The organism is Planctomycetota bacterium, assembly GCA_038746835.1.
Classification (GTDB): domain Bacteria; phylum Planctomycetota; class Phycisphaerae; order Tepidisphaerales; family Tepidisphaeraceae; genus JBCDKH01.
In genome coordinates, this window is record JBCDKH010000037.1 from 1 (window position 1) to 22912 (window position 22912).

A 22912-nucleotide genomic window follows, 5' to 3' on the forward strand; every position below is an offset into this window, starting at 1 on the left:
CGCCTCCACGCCAGCCATCTCAAGGAACGTCGGCGCGAAGTCGGTGTTTTGGATCAGCGCATCCTGCGTCGTTCCCGCTGGGATCGTGCCAGGCATGTAGAAGAACGTCGGTGCGACCAGCCCGCCCTCGTAGCACGTGCCTTTGCTCTGATACTCCGAGCCGTGGTCAACGAAGTAGACGATCATCGTATTGTCCGCGACGCCGAGCTCTTCGAGCTTGTTCACGATCGCGGTGATGCCGTCATCGAGCCAAATCGTCCCCCAGAGTTCGTCGGGCAGGTTGTTCTCTCTGGCACGACGCATGACGTCTTCTCGTGACGGTTGAACCCCGGTGATTGGGCGATCGAGCTTGCCAACGGGCGTCAGGGTCGGATCGCCGCGAAGCGACTGCACCGGCTTGGGAGAGTGGGTCAGCGTCGTCGAGAAGTAGAGGAAGAAGGGCTCGTCCTTCCCGGCCGTGCTGTCGAGGAACTCGAGCGCACCTTCGGTGAGCCACTCCATGTTGTGAATGTTCAGGCCGACGGCTTTGAGCTCGTTGTCGTCGTCGGGATTGCCCGCATAGGTGCGCGATGCAAAGTCAAACCCACGCGTGCCGAGAACTTCGGCAAACGAAGCCTGGTTGGCTTCCAACCGCTCGATCACCTTCGGATCGGCTGGATCGGCTCCGGGTTGAATTTTTTCGCCAGGGGCTCGCACCATGCCGCCGATGTGCCATTTGCCGATGAATCCGGTGGTGTATCCAGCATCTTGAAGGACCATCGGCAGACTCGTCTGATCCGGCATGAAACCGGGGTTCCAAGTCACCCGCGTCATCCCTTCGGCAGTTGTGTCGGCATCGAAGAAGGCAGTCTCACTCCGGCTCGCGTACTGCCCCGTGAGAACCGTGTAGCGGCTGGGCGTGCAGACGCTGGAGGTGACATAACAATTCTCAAACACCATGCCGCCGTTGGCCAAGCGATCCGTGGTCGGTGTGACGGCTTTGCCTCCGAGGAAGCCGAGCTCATCACGACGCTGGTCGTCGGTGATGATGAAGATGATGTTCGGCTGCTTCGCGCTCGTCGATTCGACCGCCGACGTGTCGGCAACGCACCCCCACGAAAGCAGGGGACCGACGACGAAGACGACCAACGACTTCAAGGTTGTGTTCATGGGCTCCTCGCTGCAAGATGCGGCCGGAAGGTCGCGCCTTGAGTGGTAAAGTACCACATCGGACGACGAACTGCACCTGACCAGTGCCGCTGGATCATGACCCCATCCCATGGCAAGCTCGAACCTCGACCGCGTCGCCATCGCGCTTCTGCTCGTTGCCAGTTCCTCCGTCGCGTCGGCGGACACGATCCGTGTCGATCCGACGACCACGCAAGCGATTGAGGGGTTTGATCGCCTCGATCGCAAGAAGTATTTCAGCGTCGCTGCCGATGCCGGCGAGACATTGAACGTCTTGGATCAGGCGATGTTCGATCGCTACTTCCGCGACCTCGGCATGACCCTCGGGCGAAGGGTCAACATCCTGTCGGCCGGCCACACGTACCAGGACGTGGTCTTTGAGGATCCAGCCCGTCCCGAGTACGTCGAGATCGAACGCCTTCGTCGCTTGGCAACGCCGTCCGTGTCGAAGTGGGACGAGCAGCTTCGGGAGATCTTCCCCGAGGGTCCGGACATCGTCGCGACGGAGAACTTCCATCGCCAGACGTGGCCTTCGTTCATGGAGACGTACGTCCGCGAGGAAGACAGAACGGGCCACCACCCGATGGTCAAGAACGCCGACGCCGGAGCCGAGGGCATGATGGCCTACCTCGCATACGCCTCGACCGATTGGGGCGAGCCGCGTTGGTTCGAGGGACTCAACGAGCCGGACTGGTTCTTCAACGTCTACAACGACGAATCGTTCTTCGGGCTGCATCGTGGCTTCCAGAAGTACGCAAAGTCATTCGGCCTCGACACCGCCGTAGGCGGACCGTGCTTTCCAACTTCTCAGTACTTCAAGGAGAGCTATCAGCTCCTTGAGCGGAGCATGGGTCACTTCATTGACGAGACCGACTGCAACCTCGATTTCTACGCGTTTCATACGTACGACTACCTGGACTGGGACCAAGAGCAGCACGAATTCGTCGGCCGAGTCACATCGGGGCTGCCGATGAACGCGGACTTGGATGCGCTTGTCAACTACACCGTCAACAAGCATGGCAAGCCCATCAGCGTCGTGATCAGCGAACACGGGGCATACATGTGGAACACGTCGACTCGTGAAGAGACGATGGATCGGGTGACGGAGCAGCTCTTCCCCGACCTGTCCGGCTGGGATCAGCAGATGAAGCGTCGCGAGGTCTTGAACTTCATGATGGTCAACGGCTCGATCGCGAACACGCTGACGTTCATGGATCACCCGCACACGGTCGAAAAGGCGATCCCTTTCATTCTCCTCCAGGCCGCGTCGTGGAAGCCGGAACACTACGCAGCGCTGCTCGTTTCCAAGGACTTCAAGTATCCCGCCGAAGAGTGGGTCGAGAGCCGGATGGTCGACTTCTGGCGTTTCTTCAATGACGTCGACGGTCGTCGGGTCGCGGCCTGGGGAGACGACCCGGACGTTCAGGTGCAGGCGTTTGCCGATGGCGACAAGGCCTACGTCCTCTTAAAGAATCTCGCACCTGTCGCACAGGACGTGACGCTCGACCTCGCCCGAGCGAGCGACGTCAGCCAGTACACGGTGCGTCGGCTCCGTCGGAACGACGACTTCACGCCGAACTTCTCGGTTGAGTCCGTCGATTCGCTGAATGATCTCGATCTCGAAGCGCACGAGTCGGTGGCGATCATCGCGCATTACGAGCAGCCGATCATCGAAGCGCGACGCCTGAACGAGACCGTTCACTACGGCGATCGATACTGCGTCGCCTTTGAAGGCGATGAGACAGCCACCTTCACGGTCGCGGTACCCGACATCGACGACGCGGAACACGTCACGCTTCGCATCGCCGTCGGTCGGCCGACGGGGACGGATCACGACATCGACGTGCGCGTCAACGGCCAGCCGATTGAGATGCCGATGGAAGACGTCGCGTCCGTCCTCGACGGCGGCAACCGACCCACCGAGCAGTACTACGGAACTCTCAAACGCGTCAGGATTCCGGTGGATCTGTTGCGCAGCCAGAACAAAGTCGAACTTCGCTGGCCGGACGGCAAGAGTGGCGGCGTTGGGTCGGTCGTCTTGCGTGTCGCGCGGCCGGCCGCGTGAATCGAGTCAGGTCGGAGGAGCTTCATGAAGATCACTGGCGTCGAGTCCATAGCCGTCTTCAACGGCATGCGGAACTTTCTCTTCATCGTCGTCACGACGGACGACGGAGTGACCGGCGTCGGCGAGGCGGGACTTAGCGGACACGAGCTTGCCGTCCAGGGTGCCCTTGAACACTTGACGCCCATCCTCATCGGTGAAGACCCGTTGCGGATCGAGCACCTCTGGCAGGCCATGGCGCGCGGCTGGTTCTTCCCGGCAAGCGGCGCCGTCTCGGCTGCGATGTCTGCCGTCGACATCGCGCTCTGGGACATCAAGGGCAAAGCACTCGGCGTTCCGACCTTCGAACTGCTCGGCGGGCGGACACGCGACAAGGTGCTTTGCTACGGGCACCTGCCCGACGTCATCGATCTCGAGAAGCTCATCGACGGTGGAAAGCAGCGCATCGAGCAGGGATTCAAGGTCCTGCGCAGCGTTCCACCGGTCGGCGACGACGTCGCGAACCTCATCGAGTCGCGTACGGCCATGCGTGAGGGGCTAGCTCAGTTCGAACGCTTTCGCTCAGAGTTCGGCCCGGAGATCGGCATGATCGTCGATTGCCACACGCGATTCGACGTGCCCGAGGCAGCCATGTTCTGCCGCGAGATCGAGTCCATGGATCCGCTCTTCGTCGAGGACCCACTTCGGTCGGAAGACATGCTCGCGTACCGCAACTTGCGACGTCAGGCGCGCGTCCCGCTCGCGGCCGGCGAGCAGTTCGGTGGCAAGTGGTCGTTCAGGCAGCTGATTGAAGAGGAGCTCATCGACTACTGCAGGCTCGACGTCTGCCTGGTCGGTGGACTGACGCCGGCCAAGAAGATCGCCGGCTGGTGCGAAGTCCACGGCATTCAACTTGCCGTCCACAACCCCATCGGTCCCGTCGCGACGGCCGCCAGCACACATCTGAACCTCTCGTGTCCGGACGTTGGCATTCAAGAACAGCCGGGGCTTCCCGGCGAGATCATGCCGGATGTCTTTGACCTGCACATCCAGTGGGACAATGGCTACCTGCTCGCACCCACTGCGGCGGGCCTCGGCATCGACTTCGACATCGAACAGGCCCGGAAGTACCCGTATCGCCCCTGGATTCCACCGCAACTCCGTCGTCCGGACGGAGCCGTCGCCAACTGGTAAAGCCAACCACCCCCATGTCGACAAACGCTTTCACCATCACGTTCCGCCCGCTCGCTGCGATGTTCGCGACGGTCGTTGCATGCATCGCCTTCGCGTCGCCTGCCATCGCGCAGGCCGAAGACGCAGCGGGCGACCTCAAGGAGATCGCCCCGTGGGTCGAAGCCGAGAACCGACGATGGCTCGGTGCTGACTTCTGGGCCAATCGCTTGCAGGACTGGTCGGTCGTCGACGGAGAGCTGGTTTGCCAGAGTGCGTGGGGCGGCTGGGGCTGGCGGACGGCACACCTCATCACGCACGACCTGGCGGGCGCCGGTGGCTTCCGCCTAGAGCTCGATGTCGAGGCATCCAACGCCGGCACCGTCGGCCTGCTCATCGGCGCGGGCGAGGGCAAGCTGAACTACCAGCAGGCGGCGATGATCCAGGGCTCGCCGGGTATGGGCGGTGGTTTCCTTGTCGCGTGGGACTTTGCTAGCAACAGCCTAGTCATCAACGACTTTGGCAAGCAGGTCGGATCCACCGAGCTGCGACCAGTCGAAGGTCACGAAGTGCTTGTTTCTGCTAAATCAGCCGGTTTCACCAAAGCGACGATCGTCGTCGACGCGTCGCCGACCGGTGCGGATGCGGTTCAGCTGCGAGCGCGACTCGTCGCCGACGGCAAGGTCATCGCCGAGTCGGCTGGCTCGGTCGACAACGCCCGCCTCATCGGCGGCATTGCCATCGCCAGCGTCAACTCGAACGCTGACAACCCGCACCGCTTCGAGTCGCTCCGAGTCGGCGGCGAGCGCATGGTCGAGCACGCAGACCGAGCCTGGGGTCCAATCGCGGGCGTCCTCTACAGCGTGGGCAAGGGCGACCTCAAGGTCGGCATCCAGCTCATGTCTGTCGGCAAGACGATCACCGAACGCAAGGGCGAGGAGATGGGTGGCCGACTGGCGGTTCGCATCGAGGAAGAGATCGACGGCGAGTGGCAGTCCGTCACACCTCCGGCCGGCATCAGTGAGCCGGACTACTACGCCCTGATCCGACTCTCCGACTACGACGCCAGCCGTGCACGGACGTTCCGCGTCGTCTGCAACGGTGACGGCGACCTCAATGCGAGCTACACCTTCGAGGTTCCCGCGGAACCCACGGGCGACGTCGTCGTCGGCTCCGTCTCGTGCACCGGCGTGCTCGGGCGTCGCTCTGGCAAGCCCGACATCGACGCCGACGGAACGCACTTCGCCGGCCGATGGGCACCGGCCAATGTCTGGGCACCTTGGCGCGGCGTGACGGAACCCATGCGGGAACGCGATCCGGACATCATCTTCTTCACCGGCGATCAGCTCTACGAATACAACCCGACCTCCCGCGAGCCGAGCAACGGCTTCCCCGTCGAGGACTACCTCTACAAGTGGCTGCTGTGGCACTGGTCGTTCAACGAAGTGACGCGAAGCGTGCCGTCGATCCTTCAGACCGACGACCATGACGTCTGGCATCCCAATCTCTGGGGTGACGGCGGACGCCTCATGACCGAAAGCTGGGACAGCGGCGGCGGTTTCCTCATGTCTTCGTACTTCGTCAACCTCGTGCAGCGGACGATGACCGGGCACAACCCCGACGCCTATGACCCTGGTCCGCTCGATAGCGGCGTGACCAACTACTACACGACCTTCACCTACGGCGGCGTCGACTTTGCGGTGCTGGAAGACCGGAAGTTCAAAGCCGCAAGCAACGACGAGACACGACAGGCCGACTCAGACGAAGTGCTCGGAGACACGCAACTCCAGATGCTGCGCGAGTGGGCCGACGCACCGGATGCGGCCGAGGCGCGGATCGTCGTGAGCCAGACGATCTACGCCAAGGTCTCCACGTACGCCAACAACAACACGATCGGCGTCGACCTCGACGTGAATGCCTCGCCGAGGCGAGGGCGTGACAGGGCCGTTGCCCTATTTGAGGAAGCCGGTGCGATGCTCTTCAGCGGCGACCAGCACCTCGCGACAGTCACGCGTCTCGAACCACTCGGCGACGGTGACGGCGTGGTCCAGTTCTGCCAGCCGGCCGGCGGGTGCATCTGGTGGCGGCAATTCCAGCCGGACCCGGCTCTACGCCTGGAGCCGCCCATCGACGCCGTCGCAGGCAACCCCGGAGCCGAGAACTTCGGAACGTTCGAAGACGGCTTCGGCAATCGATTTGACGTCCTCGCCGTTGCGAATCCGGGCTCGCGTCAGCACGTCGCCAACCACCTCAATCCACAGTCCCACCAGCTCACATCGGTCGACGTCGAGCGCGAGCTCGGTACGACACACCGCATCCACCGAGGCGAGGGCTTCGCGTCGATTCACATCCAGCCCAGCGAAGGGCGTCTCACGCTCGAGTGCTGGCCACTCGATGCGGACGTCAGTCGCGGGGCCGAGGCACAATTCCCGGGCTGGCCGATCGTTTTGGAGCTCGGGACCTACGACGTCATCGAAGCCGGTGGCGGCCTGGTGCGTGACGACCCGTAAAAGAAGTCCTCCGGCTGACGGATTCAGGCAACCAGCATCATTCGACGATCGAGCGGTCCGCCAGTTCCGGCAGGTCGAAGTCCGACTCGAACTTGTCGAACTGCGGCAACAGGCCCAGCAGCTCGTCGCGCTCCCGACGATGCGCTTCGGACACGGCGCTCCAGTCGGTGATCTTCGGGAAGCTGTCGAGATCGTCCGGTGTTTTCGACACATCCCACCAGACACCCTTTGCGTCCTTCAGGACGAGGTTGCCTCGGATGAATGGGTCACCTTTCCACCACGAGTAGACCCACGGTCGAAACGTGTCCGTTTTCCCGGTTAGGAAGGGCCAGAAGCTCTCGCCATCGATCTTGTAGTCGCTCGGGATGTCATAACCGACGATGTCCGCGATCGTCGGCAGGAAGTCGGCGAGTGACACAAGCAACTTTTGCTCGCCGGTTCGCTCCATGACAGCACCAGGTGCGTAGACGATCAGCGGCACGTGGACGCCGCGCTGCTTGTCCCTCGTTCCCTTGCCGAAGCCGCTCGTCCCGTTGTCACTCGTAACAATCAGGATGGTGTCGTTCTCGATCCCGAGTTCCTCAAGCTTCTCGAGGTATCGCCAGATCTGGTAGTCGAGGTACTCGACGTGAACATGCATGCCCGGGCCAACGAGCGAGCCGTGCAGGTCGTAAACGCCGTCGTCGCCCGTGATCTTCGGCTCTTGGCGTGAGTAAGACGTGCCGTCCCACGTGACCTTCGGCGTGTGGGGCCACTTGCTCGGCGAGTCGGGGTCGAGCCAGTTGTAAGCGTCGTGGCCGAGGTGAGACGTGTGGTAGACGAAGAAGGGCTTTCCCGCCTCGTGCTGACGCTCGATGAAATCAATCGCAAAGTCCTGCTCCACGTCAGGCCCATACGTGGTCAACCCGTACTCGGCCTTGTCCTTGTCGGTGATGGGCCAGTACGCGTAGGGCTCGTCGGCCGTCGGGTGTTTGATGAGGCTGACGGCTGGCTGCCACAACCAACTGTGCTGCCGATATGTTGTGATGACGTCGCCCGTGTCGTCGTCGATGAGCGTGATCTCGCCGTTCTCGCGGTGCTGGGTGTGATGGAAATCGGTGTGCTGCGACGGCCAACGGTGCCACTGGCCGGGCGTGTCGATCATCTCGTCGAAGCCGTAGTTCTGCGCGTCCTGGACCAGCATCTGGACCTTGCCGGCCAGCATCGTCGCGTAGCCAGCCTGCTGCGCGACGTGGCCGATGAGAAGCGGCGAACTGTGATGCACGAGCACGCGAGGAATGTCGCGCTCGTCCGATTCGAGCTTGCCGACGAGGCCGTTGTGCCACCACTTGGTCGACGTCGCGTAGCGGCCGGACATGATCATCGCCCGGCTTGGCGAGCAGATCGTCGCCGACCATGCGGTGGTGATCCACGCGCCTTCGTTGGCGATGCGGTCCATGACGGGCGTTTCCGCCCTCAGCGCCGGGTCCTGCGTGTCCCCGCCGAGAAGATCGGACCAGACGTTCGATCCGTAGACCGGGATCTCGCGAGCACTGATGTCATCGGTGAAGATCAGGATGACGTTCGGCTGTTTGACGTCTGGGTCACCCGCGGCTTCCGGTGCAGCGAGGAGGCCGAACGAGATGGAGGTAAGGGCAAGGAGTGCAGTTTTCCGCATGACGTTTTCGCTTGATTTTCGCCGCAGGTTGGGTCGGACGACGCTGCTTCCACTGTACTTGTTCAGTAAAGAGAAATGAAGCACAATGCCCGCCGAACAGATCGGCGCCTCCGCCTGATCGCTCTCGCCGATGGCCACGCCGCGACGAAGTCGACCAGCTCTTTGCCAATCGCTCGGCCGACGAATGACCAACACCTCTGCCATGAACCAGCTCAAAGCCACGCTCGCGACACTCCTTGCCTGCCTCGCCGTGCCGAGCCTGGCTTCGGCCGACAGGCTGGTGGAGGTGAGTCGCGCTGTGACCGCCCACAACACGGTGACCGCCACCGTTTACGACCGCGACGGCACGCCTTTTGTCTTCTCAGGGGGTGACGGCGGATTCATCGACGTGTTCCGACTCGAACCCGACGGCAGCCTCGTCGCCGTCGAGCGGCAGCCGCTCGTTGCAAAAAAGGGCCCGGGACGCGGCTTTGTCGGTGCGAAGGTCGGCGACAACCACTTCTTCTTCGCCGGCAACAAGGGCGGTGACGCGATCGAAGTCTTCAGCCTCGCCGAGGACGGCACGCTGGAGCTCGTGCACAACGAGCACGATTCGCCCGACACGCACATCGCCGTCGTCATCACGCTGCGTGTTCTGCACACGGCCGAAGGCTCGTTCCTCTTCGCCGGCGGACTCGAGTTCGATGAGCCGGGTCTGACGTGTTACGAGATTCAACCCGACGGGTCACTCGTGCACGTGCAGTCGATGCTCGACAACGACACGCTGCACACCGACGGCATCATCGCGATGTACGACACGACCATCGGAGGCAAGCGATACCTCGTCACGGGCGGCTTTCAGGACAATGGCCTCAGCAGCTTCCTCGTCCACGATGACGGCACCTTCGAAAACGTCAGCAACATCGGCGACAACACAACCGACCTCTTCTTGACCGGCACTTACCCGGTGGACGGTGTCACGCTCGGCGACAACCACTACGTCGTCGTCGGCCATCGACACCACAAGTACTACCGGCGGCTCGACTTCATCAAGCAGAAAGACTTCGTCTACCACGGCGATGCCGTCAGCATCTTCCGCCTCGACGAAGACGGCCAGATCCGGCCGCATTCGGTCCTGATGGATGACGAGCAGACAAGACTGCAAGGCCAGACGCGGATCGAGGTCATGAAGATCAACGACTCCGAAGCGGCGGTCGTTGTCGGAACGCGGGACGACGAAAGCCTTCAGATCTGCCGGCTCTCCGCTGACGGCACGCTTCGCCCGACCGGCGTTTTGGGTGACGTCTTTCCGATCTACTACGGCCTGGCGTCGTACGGCGAAGGCTCCGACCTTCGCGTCATCGCCGGCTCGGTCGACTTCAACCTGAAAAGGCTCGTCAGCTACCGCCTCGAACTCAGTGACGTCGAAGCCGCGAGCGACAGTGGCAACGGCGACCTTGCAACGGCCGACGGCGATTGATCTCCGTTTGAGCACGACCACGGTTCTTCTCGAACCTCTTCGTCCATGACTGCCACTGACGTTCCGCTATCGGAGTTCTGCCGGTCTCTCGAGCCGGTGGGGCGGATCCTCGAAGACCCGGAGTACAACGTCTGGGGATGCTCTCCGATCTACGACGACGACGGTCGTGTGCACGTCTTCTTCGCACGGTGGAAGAACGTCTACCACCACGAAGGTTGGGTCACTGCGTGCGAGGTCGGCCATGCGGTCTCGCGTGAGCCCGATCGTCCGGGCGGGCCTTACGACGTCCTGAAGCCGGCGCTGGTTCCGGCCGGCAATCCGGAGTCCGAAGGCGGCCAGGGGAACGATGACGCGTGGGATGCGGACTCGATCCACAATCCGACGGTCCATCGCGTCGGCGATCAGTTCGTGCTGTTCTACATGGGCGCGACCTGTCGGCCGGCGGGTTGCACGCGAGACATGCTTGTCGGCATGAGCCGCGACGAAGTGAAGCCCTACTTTCATCGCACGGTCGCCACGAAACGAATCGGCATGGCCATCGCCGATTCGCTCAACGGCCCGTGGCGACGGGTCTCCGACCAGCCGATTCTGACGGTCGGGGCGGACGGTGCCTGGGACGACTACGTCGTTTCGAACCCTGCGTTTTGTCCGACACCCGACGGCAGCTTTCGTCTCTACTACAAGGGTTGGAACCGAAGCGACAACGATCGCGGGCACTCCAACCGCAAGTACGGCTTCGCCGAGGCGACCGAGCTCACCGGGCCGTACACGAAGCACAACACTAACCCGGTCATCGACTTCAGCCACCTCCACGAGGACATGCAGTGCGAGGACGCGTACCTCTGGCACGGAGACGGGCACTACCACGCCGTCCTGCGCGACATGGGCTTCTACAACCAGGAATACGGCCTGAAGTTCAAGTCGCGTGACGGCATCGCGTGGGGCGATCCTGAGGTGGCGTTCCTGGATGCGCCGAGCTACTTCAACGAAGCCATGCCAGGCCTGGATCGCGAAGGCCGCTTCGAGCGACCACAGCTCCTGATGCGCGACGGGCGTCCCGAGTACCTCTTCTGTGCGTACCGCGGCGGCAGATACAACACGTCGTCGGGCGTCGTGCTCCGCGTCAATCGCGATCGTCTCGGCGACATCGCCTAATCGCTCATCGGCTCTGGGCCTGAGCCTTCCCGGTAGAACTCCTGGAGTTTCTGCTGATACGGGCCGGCATTCCAGAATCGGAACTCCATGTTGCCGGCGTTCCATTCGTCGAACAGTTGCTCGAGCCGCAGGACGTCGCTCGCACGTTCCTTCGACAGATCGTTGGTTTCGCCGATGTCGACGCTCAGGTCGTAGAGCGACGTGGCCACGCCTTCGCGCGTCGAGCCGACGGCGACGAGGTCACCCTTGCGGACGGCCCACTGAGCACCGTTGTCCTGCCGCCAGAACAGGGCACGCTCGGGTGTACTGGTTGCTTCGCCCGTGACGAACGGGACGAGGTTGATCCCGTCCATGGTGGGCCCATCCGACAGATCGCCACCGGCAACCTCGACGGCCGTCCGCGCGACGTCCAGCGAGATGACCGGCTCGTCGTAGACCGCTCCTTTCGGCAAACGATCCGGCCACGAGATCAAGAAGGGCACTCGGACGCCGCCCTGGTTCACGAATGCCTTGCCTTCGCGAAGTGGCTCGTTGCTCGATCCGTTCCACCAGCCGTCGCCGCTCCAGCTGTTGGGCACCGGCCCGCCGTTGTCGCTGAAGAAGACGACGATCGTGTTCTCCCTTTCGCCAGCCTCTTCGAGCGCGTCGAGGATGTGACCAACGCCCCGGTCCATCGCGTGGACCATGGCCGCGTAGGTGCGGCGGTGCCAGCTCTCAATGTGTCGGTAATGGCTCAGGTCGTCGCTCGTCGCCTGCAGCGGCGCGTGCGGCGCGTTGTAACCGACGTAAAGGAAGAACGGCTCGTCACGCTCCGACTCTCGCTCAATGAACTGCACGGCGTCGGCCGAAAGGGCGTCGGTCAGATAGCCCTCGAACGCTGCCGGCTGGTCGTTTCGCACGAGAGCCCCGAGGTAATTCGTCTTCACCGGCGCGGTCAGATCGATCTTGAAGTAATCGTGCCCACCGCCGAGAAAGCCGTAGAAGTAGTCGAAGCCGCGGTTGAGCGGATTGAACGGCGACGCGGCACCGAGGTGCCATTTCCCTACGCCGCCGGTTCTGTAGCCAGCATCGTTGAGTCGCTGGACGAACGTGACCTCCGACTCCGGAAGCCCGAGATGCGGGTTGGCCGGGTCGTAGTGCGGATTCCATTCGAATCCGAATCGATGCTGGTATCGGCCGGCAAAAAAGCCGGCACGCGACGGGGCACAGAACGAGTGCGTCACGTATCCCGAGCTGAACGTCACCCCTTCAGAGGCGAGCCGATCGAGGTTCTTGGTTTTGATGTCCGTCGCCCCGTGAACGCCCAGATCGGCGTAGCCCATGTCGTCCGCGATGATGACGACGATGTTGGGCCGCTCCGGTTCCACTGCCGTCGCACCGGCCGCACAGACCACCAGCGAAACAACAGCACGACGAATTAGGCACCAGAAGGTCATTGCGGCATGCAAGGAGTCAAGATCAGTGGGCGTAGCCAAGTCCGAAGTCGGACACGTTCAACTGGAGCTGGTCTCCGACCCGTTTCTGCCACCTGGTCAGCCCGTCCCACAACGACTCGATCCGTTCGCGATACTTGTACTTCGCGTCGTCGTGGAGCGCGAGGTCGTCGGTCTCCATCGGATCGTTCGCAAGATCGAACAGCTGCCAACGTCCGTTGTGCGGATACAGGACGAGCTTGTGCGTCTCGTTGCGGCACATCCGCTGGTAGTGGCGGTAGCTGCAGAACACGTCGCTGTGTGGCGCCTCGACCTGGTCTCCTCGAATGAGCGGCGCAAGCGACGGAAACTGCAGAGAAGCCGGCGGCTCAACGCCGGTGAGGTCGGCAAGGGTTGCGAAAACGCTGTGCTGGTACACCAGCTCGTTCCGCGTCTGGCCTCCCGGAACGCCCGGGCCGGCGAAGATCAGCGGAATGCGGACCGAGTGGTCGTACATGTTCTGCTTGCCCATCAACCCGTGCTGTCCCACCGCCAGCCCGTGATCGGCAGTCCAGACAATAATCGTGCTGTCGGCAAGGCCGCTCTCGTCAAGGTAGTCCAGCACACGCCCGAGCTCCGCGTCCATGTGGGTAAGGATCGCGTGGTACTCGCGGCGATGAACGCGGATCGCCTCCTCAGTGCGTGGCCATGGGCAGAGCTGCTCGTCGCGAAGCGTGAAGTCGCCCTGATCGAACGGGTGCTCCGGCAGATAGTTCTCGGGAACGCTGATCTCTTGAACCGGATACTTGTCGAGGAACTCAGTAGGGGCCTGCCTCGGGTCGTGTGGTGCGTAGAACGCGCTGTACGTCAGGAAGGGCTTGTCGCTTCCGGATTCGACGTGTTGTCGAAGGTGCTCGATCGTCGCGTCGGCGAAGAGCGTGCTGGTATGCGCCCTGCCCGTGGGATCGGCGTCGGAGTCTTTCCAGTGCCCTGGCTGTGAACGATCATCCGGCTTCCAGTGGTTCGTCGGTGACGGGTAGTGGTACTGGGTGTTGCTCAGGTCACCGCCCGCTTCCAGCGTGTTGAAGTTGAACGGCGAAGCGAGCGGCGCTTCGAGCTGAACGCCGATGTGCTCGAAGCTGCGTCCTTGCGGATTGCTGGGCCCGTAGTTGTGCCACTTGCCGAAGCAGGACGTCGCGTAGCCCTGCTGGGCGAAGGTCTCGCCGAGTAGTGGGTGGTCGCCGCAGTCGTTGCCGCCGCAGTGGTACAGCATGCGACCGGTGTGCAGCATCGCGCGACTCGCGATGCAGACCGCCCCCGTCCAGGAGCCCTGGTGGTGCGCATGCGTGAACGTCGTTCCACGTCGCACGAGCCGATCCAGGTTCGGCGTCTCGATCTCCGAGTTGTTCAGCGCATTGATCGATCGGTAGGTCTGGTCGTCCGCGACGAAGACCAGAACGTTGGGTCGACGTCGGGTCGTGGAGCTGCTTGGCTGCGACATGGCGGCGCTTGTTTTCGACAGACTGGCGGCGGTCGCGAGGAGCGTCGTGGCCGCCGTCTTATTGAAGTCGCGTCGAGTCGGCCCGGCGCGTCGTTCTGACGGATGGCCGCTTGCCGAAAAAGCGATGTCTGACAATCGGCCTCCTCTGTGGCGAGACGAGTGCTCCTCTTGCACCCGCGAGCCGCGATGGTAACATTCTTTCGCAGTAAAGACAGCGGTAGGAGCCGCGTCGATCGAACTTGGAGGAGTTGAATGTTGAGAACCATTCTGCCGTCGCTGTGCGCCGCATGTTTCGCTGTTCTGTCTGCTGGGCAGACAGCCGTAGCGGATGATCGCGAGCAGCCGAACATCCTTTGGATCGTCACCGACGACCATCGGTACGACTCGATCGCAGCGTTCAACAAGATTTTGACCGGCAAAGAGGAGGGTGCTCTCGGCCCGGTCAGCTCGCCCAACGTCGACGAGCTTGTCGCGGAAGGCACGACGTTCATCAACGCTTTCACGCAGAGCCCGGCCTGCGCGCCAAGCCGGGCGGCGATGCACTCCGGCCGGTATCCGCACAGGCGCGGCGTTTACGGCTTCGAGCTCCACCACGCCAACAACGAGGCCATCTACCGGAAGACCATCCCGGAAGTGCTCGCCGATGCCGGCTACGAGACCGCACGCACAGGCAAGCTCGGTGAGCGGACCATCCAATGGAACGGAGCCAGCTTCAACTGGAGCAACGAGCTCTACGGCCAAAACCTCGGCGGCGGACGCGAGTCGACCCTGTTGGGATTCACAGACTGGGTCAAAGAGCCAATCTGGCAACGCGAGCCACGCGGGCACGTCATCCACTTCCACTTCGATGATGAAGAACACGTGAGCTTCTTCCACCCGAACACCAACGTGTTCGAGCCCGATGAACTGGCAAAGGCGGACGAGATCTTCGAGCGTCTCGACATCCTGACGCACAATCCAGCCGGCCTTGAGAGCCCGCAAGGCAAGATGATTATCAGCGGCGTCAGCAGCCGATCGCCCGGCTTCACCCGCGATGGCTACCACGTCAAGAATCTTACCGATCACCTCGAAAACGTGGGCCGCGTGTACCCGAGCTACTGGGGTGAGGAGCTACAGGGACCGGATCCGGCGAAGCCGCAGATGTTTCATCTCGGGTTCGACTTCCCCCACACGCCCGTCCTGCCTCCGGCATCGTTCCGCGAGCAGTTCCAGAAGTACACGTACCGAATCCCCACAGCATCCGAAGAGGAGCTGGAATCGATGCCAGCTCAGATTCGTCAAGCCCAAAAGGCCAGGCACATCGACTACATGACGGACGACGAAAAGCAGCGGATGATCCAGGATTACTACGCGTTCTGCGCGTACGGCGACTGGCTCGTCGGCGAGGCCGTGGATCAGTTCAAGGCGTACAGCGAAGCACAAGGACAGCCCTGGATGATCGTGTATGTCTGCGGCGACCACGGCTGGAAGCTCGGCGAACACGGGGCGACGTCGAAGTTCATGATGTACGGGCTCGACCTGCAGACGCCGATCGTCGTCGTCTCCTCAGACAAGGAGACGTTTCCCGCAGGAAAGGTCGTGCACGACCTGGCGGAGCTCATCGACATCGCGCCGACTCTCTACTCGGCCGCTGGAATTGACGTGAATGCCGCGGAGTTCGAGCACCTGGACGGACTCGACCTCGCCAAAATCGCGTCGGGCGAGGCGTCGCGCGACTATGTGCTCGCCGAAGCTTGGTGGGTGACCGGACCACGTGGCTCGATCCGGACTCGGGATTTTGCCTTCTCGATGAAAGTCAATCCGACACGAGCTGCCGGCGACGAGATGGACTGGCCACTCGACAAGCCGCTCGCCCAGGTCGATCCTCAGTTGTTCGACCTTCGGTCGGATCCGGCGGAGACGGTCAACCTCGCCTTGGATCCGGACTACGCCGCTGTCGCCGAAGCGATGCGGAACAAACTCGAAGACATTCTCATCCGCGACGGGCGGATCGAGGTCGAGTGGGACAACGGCCTTGAAGGTAAGGTCTTCCGACTCGATGGCATCGAGCCGAAGTTCGGCGGCGACGACAAGCGCCTTCGGCTTCCTGTGCTTGAAGCCGCTTCGACCGCCGAGTGATGCGAAGCGCTCTCGCTCCCGAACAGACCAAATTGAAACAGCAACAGCTCATGCTCTGGGAAACCGAACAAAAGATGCAGCGGACTTGGTTCTCGTCGCTTGTCGTTGCGGTCGTCTGCTCCCTCTTCGCCACCAATCGCGGCGACGCGCAGAACATCGAATGGGTGCCCGGCGTCGCGGTCCAGGTGTTCCAGCTTGCCGACGAGTCGGATCAGCTCCCGCGCCTGGCGATCAATCAGACGCCGAACTTCGAGGCCGTCTACGACCACATCGACGTGGACGGCGAGGCGCCGTGGGTGTCAGAGGTCGAAGGCGTGAAGTACACGCAGCGTCGGTTCCGCGTCTTCTTCGATCGGGTCGGTCGCCATGACATTCGGCTGACGGGTGACAGTGCCATCCGGCTCCAAATCTGGGGAGGGATTCGTGGCGAGACGACCATTAGCAATCCGGGCTCGATTACAACCCGCGTCAAGCTGAACAATCCTGCATCGGTGGCGATGTACGTCGATCAGCTCGTGATCGGAAACGGCCCGTCGTCGCTCAAGCTCGAGTGGCGCCCAGAGGGCAAAGACGAGTGGATTTCGTTCGGGCCAGAGGATTTTGAGACGCCGGCAGACCCGACGCGTGTCACGTCGCCCGGCTTCAAGCGACTTGCAAACACCCGCGAGCCCGGAGACGGCAACCCCGTTGCAGGGGTACACCCGGCGTACGACCTCATCGCTGTCCGTCCGCCCGACTCCAAGCCCAGCGTCGGGGCCATGACCTTCCTGCCCGACGGCCGCCTGATCGTCGGCACGTTCAAGCCGCTCCAGCGAAACGATGTCGCACTTCCCGACATCGAGTCGAAGGAGCCCGACAAGCTCTACGAAGTTCGCCAGGCCGACGCGACCAGCGGTGGCAAGGCGGAGCTTGTGCCCGTCGCCGAGGGCCTGTACGAACCGACGGGGCTTTGCGTCGTCGACGGCGAGCTCTACGTCGCGCAGCGGCTGGCGATCACAAAGCTCACCGACACCGACGGCGATGGCTTCTTCGAGACGCATCACGACGTCGGCAAGGGATGGGAAGGTTGGAACTACCACCAGTTCACGTTCGGCCTCGTCCATCGCGACGGCAAGCTGTACGCCGCACTCTCAACCGCAATGGGGCCGCCCGGATGGGAAGGGCACGACTCCAACGCCAGCGTCAACGGCCCAATGCGTGGCGGCATCGTCGAGGTCGATCTGGCGACTGAGACCACGCGCGTCATCGCCGGCGGCACGCGAACGCCCAACACGGTGGGCCTGGGTCCCGACGACATTCTCGTCTACGCCGACAACCAGGGAACGTGGTTCCCCTCGAGCGTGCTGACGCACGTGGAGCCTGGGCGCTTCCTCGGCCACTTCAACCGGACCAACGTCGTTCCCAAGCTTGCTGATCGTTTCCCGATCGGCGGTCACCCGAGTGCCTTCGGTGAGCAGGTCCGTTCGCGACCGATTGTCTATCTGCCGCACAACGAGTTCCTCAACTCGCCGACGAAGCCGCTGATGATTCCCGAGGGCCCGTTCGCGGGTCAGATGCTGCTGGGCGAACTCACCTACGGCGGCATCCGGCGAATCTTCCTTGAAAAGGTCAACGGCCAGTGGCAGGGCGCCGCCTTCCGATTCACCCAGGGACTCGAGTGCGGCGTCAACCGACTCGAGTGGGGACCCGACGGCGACCTCTACATCGGCGGCATCGGTGGCGGCGGCAACTGGGCGTGGAACGGCACGCAGTTCGGCCTCGAAAAGCTGTCGTACAACGGGAAAGACCCCTTCGAGATCTTCACGGTCAGCGCGACGCCCGACGGCTTCCACGTCCGCTTCACAAAGCCCGTCGACAAGGGCTGGTTGGCAGACGCGAACAACTACTTCAGCCAGCAGTGGGGCTACGAGCCCAGCAAGCAGTACGGCGGCGTTAAGAAGTGGACCGAAGTGCTCGACGTCAGCGAAGCTCTTCCCGACAGCGACGGCAAGGGCGTCCGCCTCACGATTCCTGGGCTCAAGACCGATCGGTGTGTCTACCTCCGAATGAACCCCGATTCGATTGATGGTGAGCCCATCTGGTCGACGGAGGCCTTCTACACGCTCAACATGATTCCCTCGGCAGCGCCTGCCGAGACAGCACTACTCAACGGCCAGCCCGTCTTCGAAGCCGGCGACGCCGACGTCGGACTCGGCGTCGGCGTGATCCCGCCCGAAGATGCCATCGCGCTCATCGGCCGGACGTTCGAGGGCGCGATGTGGCGAACGAAGGCTGAGAGGAAGGGCCTGCCGCGTACTGGCGGCATGTCACAGGACGACATCCTCCAGCGCGATCCCGACGACGGCGTCGAAATCTCCCGTGACCTGGGCGACCTCCGCACCGTCGCCGAGTTCGGCGACCAGCGTGTGCACGTCGAGTGGTACGCGCCCGGCCGAAAGGATGGCAAGTACACGGGGCAAACGGGCAACAGCGGCGTCTACATCCAAGGCCGCTACGAGGTCCAAGTACTCGGAACGCCGGCAGACAAGCCGATCGATGACTACGAACCGTGGGAAGCAGGATCGATCTACGAGGAAAAGACGCCCGACGTCAACGCTTCGACGGGCCCGAACACGTGGCAGGCTTACGACATCTGGTTCCGAGCGGCTCGCTTCGACGACGATGGCAATAAGACCGAAGACGCACGGATGACCGTCTTCTGGAATGGTCAGCTCATCCACAACGATATTGCAGTGAGCGGCCCGACCGGTCACGCAGGCGTCGCCGGCGAACCGGTTCGCCCCGGCGACTCAATGCTCAAGAGCGTGCTCCGACTCCAAGGGCACCACAGCGATGCCGACGGGCTCAATCGCTACCGCAATGTCTGGGTTCAACCGCTGGAGCTCGATAACTACGTCGCCGGTGAGCCCGTCGAACTGCTCGGAGGCGACAGCTTGGAAGGCTGGGCAATTCGTGGCGGTCAGTCTGAATTTGCGATTTCTGACGGCGTCGTCACGGGAACCGCTGTTGCCAATTCGGGCGGAAACACCTTCCTCATGAGTGAAGCCCTCTACGGCGATTTCGAACTCATATACGAAGTCAAGGTGCCACACGGCCAGCTCAACTCGGGCGTGCAGATCCGGAGTCACGTCGATGGCGGATTCGACAAGCGCGAAGGCAAGGTGCGCGGCTACCAGGTCGAGGCCGATCACACCGACCGCGGCTACAGCGGTGGCATCTTCGACGAGGAGCGACGCGGCTGGATCGCACCACTCATCGACAAGCCCTACGCAAGGCGGGCTTGGAAACCAGACGAGTGGAACCAGATCATCGTCCGCTGCCGCGGGCCGATCATCGAGACGTGGGTGAATGGTGTGCCGGCCGCCCGCTTGATGGACGCATGGACGCCGGCGGGGCACATTGGCCTTCAGGTACACGACGTCGGCGCGAATCCGGATCGCCCGAGCGTTCGCTTCCGCAACATCACGATCCGCGAACTACAACCGGCATCATCGACAACTGTGGCGAGCAGTGGGTCGAGCACGCTCGTCGCAGATGAGGAGCGTTCCGATTGAAAATAATCGTGTTGACGGAAAGGTCTTTCTGAGTTAGCTTTACCAGATAAAGTAGTGCCGGCGGATGTTCTACGCCGGCTGGAGAGGAGGACTCCATCTGCGTTGGATGTCGGTCCCCGTTCCCTCCGCCTTTCAGCGGCTGACTACTTTCTCACAGGAGGAAAGATAGTGAAACTAATTCCCTTTGCTGCTGCTGCAGCTGCGTGTGGCGTTGCGAGCGTCGCGACGGCCGTCCCGGTCGAGGTCACCCTTAGTCCTCGTGGGACGGGCATTTTTAACGCGACAGTCGACAACGTGCTGATCAACGGCGCTGCTGCGCCCGGCACCGTGGTCGCTGATCCGGTCGTCTTCACATTCGACGTGCTCGATCTTGACCTTGACGGCGACGGCTCGGCCAACGATGTCGCCAGCGTTACGCTGACGTTCGCCGGCGGTGGTAGCGCTCAGCGTGCCTGGCCGCAGGGCGTCGACACTGGCTTTGGCAACCTGAACAACGTCACCGCCACGATGAGCGTGACGGGCAGCACGACTGACCTTGGCAATCCGATCGTCTTCGACGGCTTCACCGGTGGCGACATCGGTGTCGGCGGCAACGGCGACCTCAACCGCAGTGCTGAGATCAACGGCACGCTCGTGACGGTGTTGAGCCCCAGCACCGGAACGTTCCAGTTCATCGAAGATGGTGTCGACTTCGCTCCCACCCCGTCGGTGACCTTTACCAACTCGGGCGGCGACTTCGGTGCCGTCAGTGCACGCAACGTGAGCTTTCAGCTCAACACGGTGATTCCTGAGCCGACCACGCTCGGCCTTGCGGGTTTTGCCAGCCTCGCGATGCTTCGCCGCCGCCGCTAGTCGCGCGACGCGTCATCGTTTTCGGGTAAACCTGCGGGAAACCTCAGCTTTACCCTTCTGTTTCTCGAACGCTCTGCCAACGACGGCAGAGATCGCATTCTTCCCCGGAGGACTTTGAAATGACAAGAGCTCACATCCTGGCCGTTGCAACGGCCGCAACCATGACTGGCGTTGCCTTTGGTGGCACCGCGACCATCGAAGACCTCAGTTTCCGAGGCACCGGCATCTTCGATCCGGCCGATCCGGGTGGTGCAATGGGCAACGTCACCAACGCGACTGTCGCCGGTGTGCCATTTGGCCCTGCCCGCTTGGCAGCAAATCCCCTCGACTTCGTCCTCGACTTCAACAATCTCGACGTCGACGAAGACGGCACCGCGAACGACACGGTCACGTTCACGCTCCGTGCCTCCACGAGTGAGGGCAACAGTCCGGCCGCCTTCAACCAGGGCGTCGACACGGCCTTCGGTCAGCTGGACAACCTTCTCTTCGAGGTGCTGAACGTTTCTGGCACGGCGACCGACTCGGGCGACAACATCGTCTTCGATGGGTTCACCGGAGCCATTTTCGCTGCCGGTGGCGGTGCTGCCGTCAACATCGATGTCAGCGCAGAAGTCAACGGTGAACTGTCTTCGATCATCAGCCCGGCGACGGGCGCGTTCCAGTTCCAGCAGAACTTCTTGACGTTCTCGGAGCCGACCCCGACTGTTCTGTTCGACAATGGTCTACAGATGAGCACCGGGGGCGGCGCATCTCTCGTCGCTCGCGCCTTCGACCTGCAGTTCAGCACGGAGGTCGACGTCCCGATGCTTCCGGGCGACGCGAACGGCGACGGCACCGTCGACCTGGCCGACTTCGGTATCCTGCGGGCCAACTTCGGCTCCACAATGGGCACGTTCGCCACCGGCGACTTCAACGGCGACATGAATGTCGACCTGGCCGACTTCGGCATTCTGCGTGCCAACTTCGGCACGTCTAGCGGAAGCGATCTGGCGGCACTTGACGCCTGGTACGCCTCGGTTGTTCCGGAGCCGACGACGCTCGGCCTCTGCGGCATCGCAGGCCTCGCCATGCTCCGCCGCCGCCGCTGATTGCGGTTCCGGCTCGAGAGCCACTCTTTCTGCTTCATGGGGAGCCCCGTCGCTGCAAACGCGACGGGGCTCTGCCTGTTTCGATGCAAACCAAGCTTCAGGGGCCGACTCGTCGGAGTCCGGCGTTCATCAGGAGGACGACTTTGACTCATCAACGCACAACGTTCATCGCATCGGCGGCGGCCGCTGCCTGCTTGCTTTTGTCCACGCCGTCGGATGCGGGTGTCTTCACGACATCGTTCGACTCGCCGACCTATTCCGCCAACACGGTCAACGGCCAGGATGGCTGGATTGCCCAGCTGCAGTGGCGTGCTGATGGTGCCGGCAACATCACCAATGTCGCGACGAACGACCCGCCGACAAACGCTGGGGCCTTTGTGCGTGCTCACAACCTCAATGTTCTGGGCTCAACCGCTGTTGGCGAGACGATGACCATCACGTCCTCGTTCACCCTCGGCGACTACGCCGACCCGTCGACTGACATCGGCTCGTTCGAGGAGGGCATCTTCCAGCAAGGTCTTTCGCACCAGCAGGGCGTTGCCAACTTCGGCTACGGCCTTGCTGCCGGCTTGTTCTACAGCGCCAACAAGCCCGACAAGAACGTCGAGCTCAGGGCGGCCGTCGGTGCTGTGACGTCGGGCACGACCGAGCTGGTGATTGGAGAAGCCTCTACGCTCGGCGGCACTTCGTACACGCTCGTGACGTCGTTCACCAAGGTTGCTGACGACAGTTGGTCGGTGACTGCGACGCTTTCGGACGGTGTGAATCCACCCTCCAGCATCAGCTACGTCGCGTCGGCCGGCGTTGATCTCAACACCGACTCCGACGGCGGCGGCATTCTCGGTGGAATCCAGGGCCTGCCCTCAGGCGGAGGATCGGCCGGCGTCGCGACACCTCCGTTTGGATCGACGACCGTCAGCGATTTCACCATCGAGGTCATTCCGGTCCCGGAACCCGTCGCCGCGATGGCAGGATTTGCGGCGCTCGGACTGATCGGGCTCCGCCGCTCCAGCCGTCGGATTGTCTGAATTCAGTTACGACGTAAGCAAAGCGGCGGAGAGGAGTAGCTCCTCTCCGCCGCATCTTCGTTGAAACGCCAGTACGACCAGGCCAGGCAACGTACGAGGCCCGAATCCGTGCTAGTCCCGCTGGACCAGCACGACCCAGTCTCGGCCGACTTCTGCCGGTGGGGCACCGAGAGCCGACGTCGATCCGCCTTCGATCTGAC

The 22912-nt window shown here is 62.6% G+C and carries 14 protein-coding genes; 10 read left to right on the forward strand and 4 right to left on the reverse strand.

The genetic code is table 11. The annotated features are described in order from the left end of the window. Nucleotides 1–1149: sulfatase-like hydrolase/transferase (locus AAGI46_05815; protein ID MEM1011721.1), on the reverse strand; the 1149-nt coding region annotated here is incomplete at its 3' end. A 109-nt stretch (nt 1150–1258) separates the two neighbouring features. Between AAGI46_05815 and AAGI46_05820 the strand changes: the two genes are divergently transcribed. Genes AAGI46_05820 through AAGI46_05830 form a run of 3 tightly spaced genes read left to right on the forward strand, consistent with a single transcriptional unit; the run spans nt 1259 to nt 6888 of the window. Then, entirely contained in the window at nt 1259–3232 is a 1974-nt protein-coding gene (locus AAGI46_05820; protein ID MEM1011722.1) for a hypothetical protein, read from the forward strand. Between the two features lie 24 nt (nt 3233–3256). Beyond that, complete coding sequence (locus AAGI46_05825; GenBank protein MEM1011723.1) at nt 3257–4402, forward strand: mandelate racemase/muconate lactonizing enzyme family protein; 1146 nt, start codon at nt 3257–3259, stop codon at nt 4400–4402. A gap of 14 nt (nt 4403–4416) precedes the next feature. Beyond that, nucleotides 4417–6888 (forward strand): alkaline phosphatase D family protein, encoded by a 2472-nt coding sequence (locus AAGI46_05830; protein ID MEM1011724.1) that lies wholly within the window; start codon nt 4417–4419, stop codon nt 6886–6888. A gap of 37 nt (nt 6889–6925) precedes the next feature. On the opposite strand, the gene AAGI46_05835 is transcribed toward AAGI46_05830, so the two are convergent. Beyond that, nucleotides 6926–8749 carry a sulfatase-like hydrolase/transferase gene (locus tag AAGI46_05835; protein MEM1011725.1) on the reverse strand — a complete coding sequence of 608 codons (1824 nt, stop codon included), beginning with the start codon at nt 8747–8749 and terminating at the stop codon, nt 6926–6928. On the opposite strand from AAGI46_05835, the gene AAGI46_05840 reads away from it, so the two are divergent. Both AAGI46_05840 and AAGI46_05845 read left to right on the forward strand, forming a co-directional pair. Further along, nucleotides 8748–10004: a stress protein gene (locus AAGI46_05840; protein MEM1011726.1), complete on the forward strand. Its 1257-nt coding sequence runs from the start codon at nt 8748–8750 to the stop codon at nt 10002–10004. The genes AAGI46_05835 and AAGI46_05840 overlap by 2 nt on opposite strands. A 45-nt stretch (nt 10005–10049) precedes the next feature. Beyond that, nucleotides 10050–11159, forward strand: coding sequence for a glycoside hydrolase family protein (locus AAGI46_05845; protein MEM1011727.1), 1110 nt, complete (start codon nt 10050–10052; stop codon nt 11157–11159). On the opposite strand, the gene AAGI46_05850 is transcribed toward AAGI46_05845, so the two are convergent. Both AAGI46_05850 and AAGI46_05855 read right to left on the reverse strand, forming a co-directional pair. Next, the gene (locus tag AAGI46_05850) at nt 11156–12595 is read right to left on the reverse strand and encodes a sulfatase-like hydrolase/transferase (GenBank protein ID MEM1011728.1); all 1440 of its coding nucleotides are present in this window, start codon (nt 12593–12595) and stop codon (nt 11156–11158) included. The genes AAGI46_05845 and AAGI46_05850 overlap by 4 nt on opposite strands. A gap of 22 nt (nt 12596–12617) precedes the next feature. Then, the gene (locus AAGI46_05855) at nt 12618–14072 is read right to left on the reverse strand and encodes a sulfatase-like hydrolase/transferase (protein MEM1011729.1); all 1455 of its coding nucleotides are present in this window, start codon (nt 14070–14072) and stop codon (nt 12618–12620) included. A gap of 252 nt (nt 14073–14324) precedes the next feature. Between AAGI46_05855 and AAGI46_05860 the strand changes: the two genes are divergently transcribed. The 5 genes from AAGI46_05860 (at nt 14325) to AAGI46_05880 (ending at nt 22712) form a co-directional block, all read left to right on the forward strand. Next, a complete protein-coding gene (locus AAGI46_05860) occupies nt 14325–16190 on the forward strand; it encodes a sulfatase-like hydrolase/transferase (protein ID MEM1011730.1) in 1866 nt (621 codons plus the stop codon). A gap of 50 nt (nt 16191–16240) precedes the next feature. Beyond that, entirely contained in the window at nt 16241–19744 is a 3504-nt protein-coding gene (locus AAGI46_05865; protein ID MEM1011731.1) for a family 16 glycoside hydrolase, read from the forward strand. 168 nt (nt 19745–19912) lie between these two features. Beyond that, the gene (locus AAGI46_05870) at nt 19913–20596 is read left to right on the forward strand and encodes a PEP-CTERM sorting domain-containing protein (GenBank protein ID MEM1011732.1); all 684 of its coding nucleotides are present in this window, start codon (nt 19913–19915) and stop codon (nt 20594–20596) included. Between the two features lie 161 nt (nt 20597–20757). After that, nucleotides 20758–21684, forward strand: a complete 927-nt coding sequence (locus tag AAGI46_05875) for a PEP-CTERM sorting domain-containing protein (GenBank protein ID MEM1011733.1) — start codon at nt 20758–20760, stop codon at nt 21682–21684. 194 nt (nt 21685–21878) lie between these two features. Then, on the forward strand, nt 21879–22712 hold the full coding sequence (locus AAGI46_05880; GenBank protein MEM1011734.1) for a hypothetical protein: 834 nt from the start codon (nt 21879–21881) through the stop codon (nt 22710–22712). The last annotated feature ends 200 nt before the right edge of the window (nt 22713–22912 follow it).

Excerpts from the sequence above, each read along its gene's own strand:
- AAGI46_05840 (MEM1011726.1), top strand. The coding sequence starts at position 8,748 with ATGAACCAGCTCAAAGCCACGCTCGCGACACTCCTTGCCTGCCTCGCC.
- AAGI46_05825 (MEM1011723.1), top strand. The coding sequence starts at position 3,257 with ATGAAGATCACTGGCGTCGAGTCCATAGCCGTCTTCAACGGCATGCGG.
- AAGI46_05850 (MEM1011728.1), bottom strand. The coding sequence starts at position 12,595 with ATGACCTTCTGGTGCCTAATTCGTCGTGCTGTTGTTTCGCTGGTGGTC.
- AAGI46_05845 (MEM1011727.1), top strand. The coding sequence starts at position 10,050 with ATGACTGCCACTGACGTTCCGCTATCGGAGTTCTGCCGGTCTCTCGAG.
- AAGI46_05835 (MEM1011725.1), bottom strand. The coding sequence starts at position 8,749 with ATGGCAGAGGTGTTGGTCATTCGTCGGCCGAGCGATTGGCAAAGAGCT.
- AAGI46_05855 (MEM1011729.1), bottom strand. The coding sequence starts at position 14,072 with ATGTCGCAGCCAAGCAGCTCCACGACCCGACGTCGACCCAACGTTCTG.
- AAGI46_05865 (MEM1011731.1), top strand. The coding sequence starts at position 16,241 with ATGCTCTGGGAAACCGAACAAAAGATGCAGCGGACTTGGTTCTCGTCG.
- AAGI46_05875 (MEM1011733.1), top strand. The coding sequence starts at position 20,758 with ATGACTGGCGTTGCCTTTGGTGGCACCGCGACCATCGAAGACCTCAGT.
- AAGI46_05830 (MEM1011724.1), top strand. The coding sequence starts at position 4,417 with ATGTCGACAAACGCTTTCACCATCACGTTCCGCCCGCTCGCTGCGATG.
- AAGI46_05860 (MEM1011730.1), top strand. The coding sequence starts at position 14,325 with ATGTTGAGAACCATTCTGCCGTCGCTGTGCGCCGCATGTTTCGCTGTT.
- AAGI46_05820 (MEM1011722.1), top strand. The coding sequence starts at position 1,259 with ATGGCAAGCTCGAACCTCGACCGCGTCGCCATCGCGCTTCTGCTCGTT.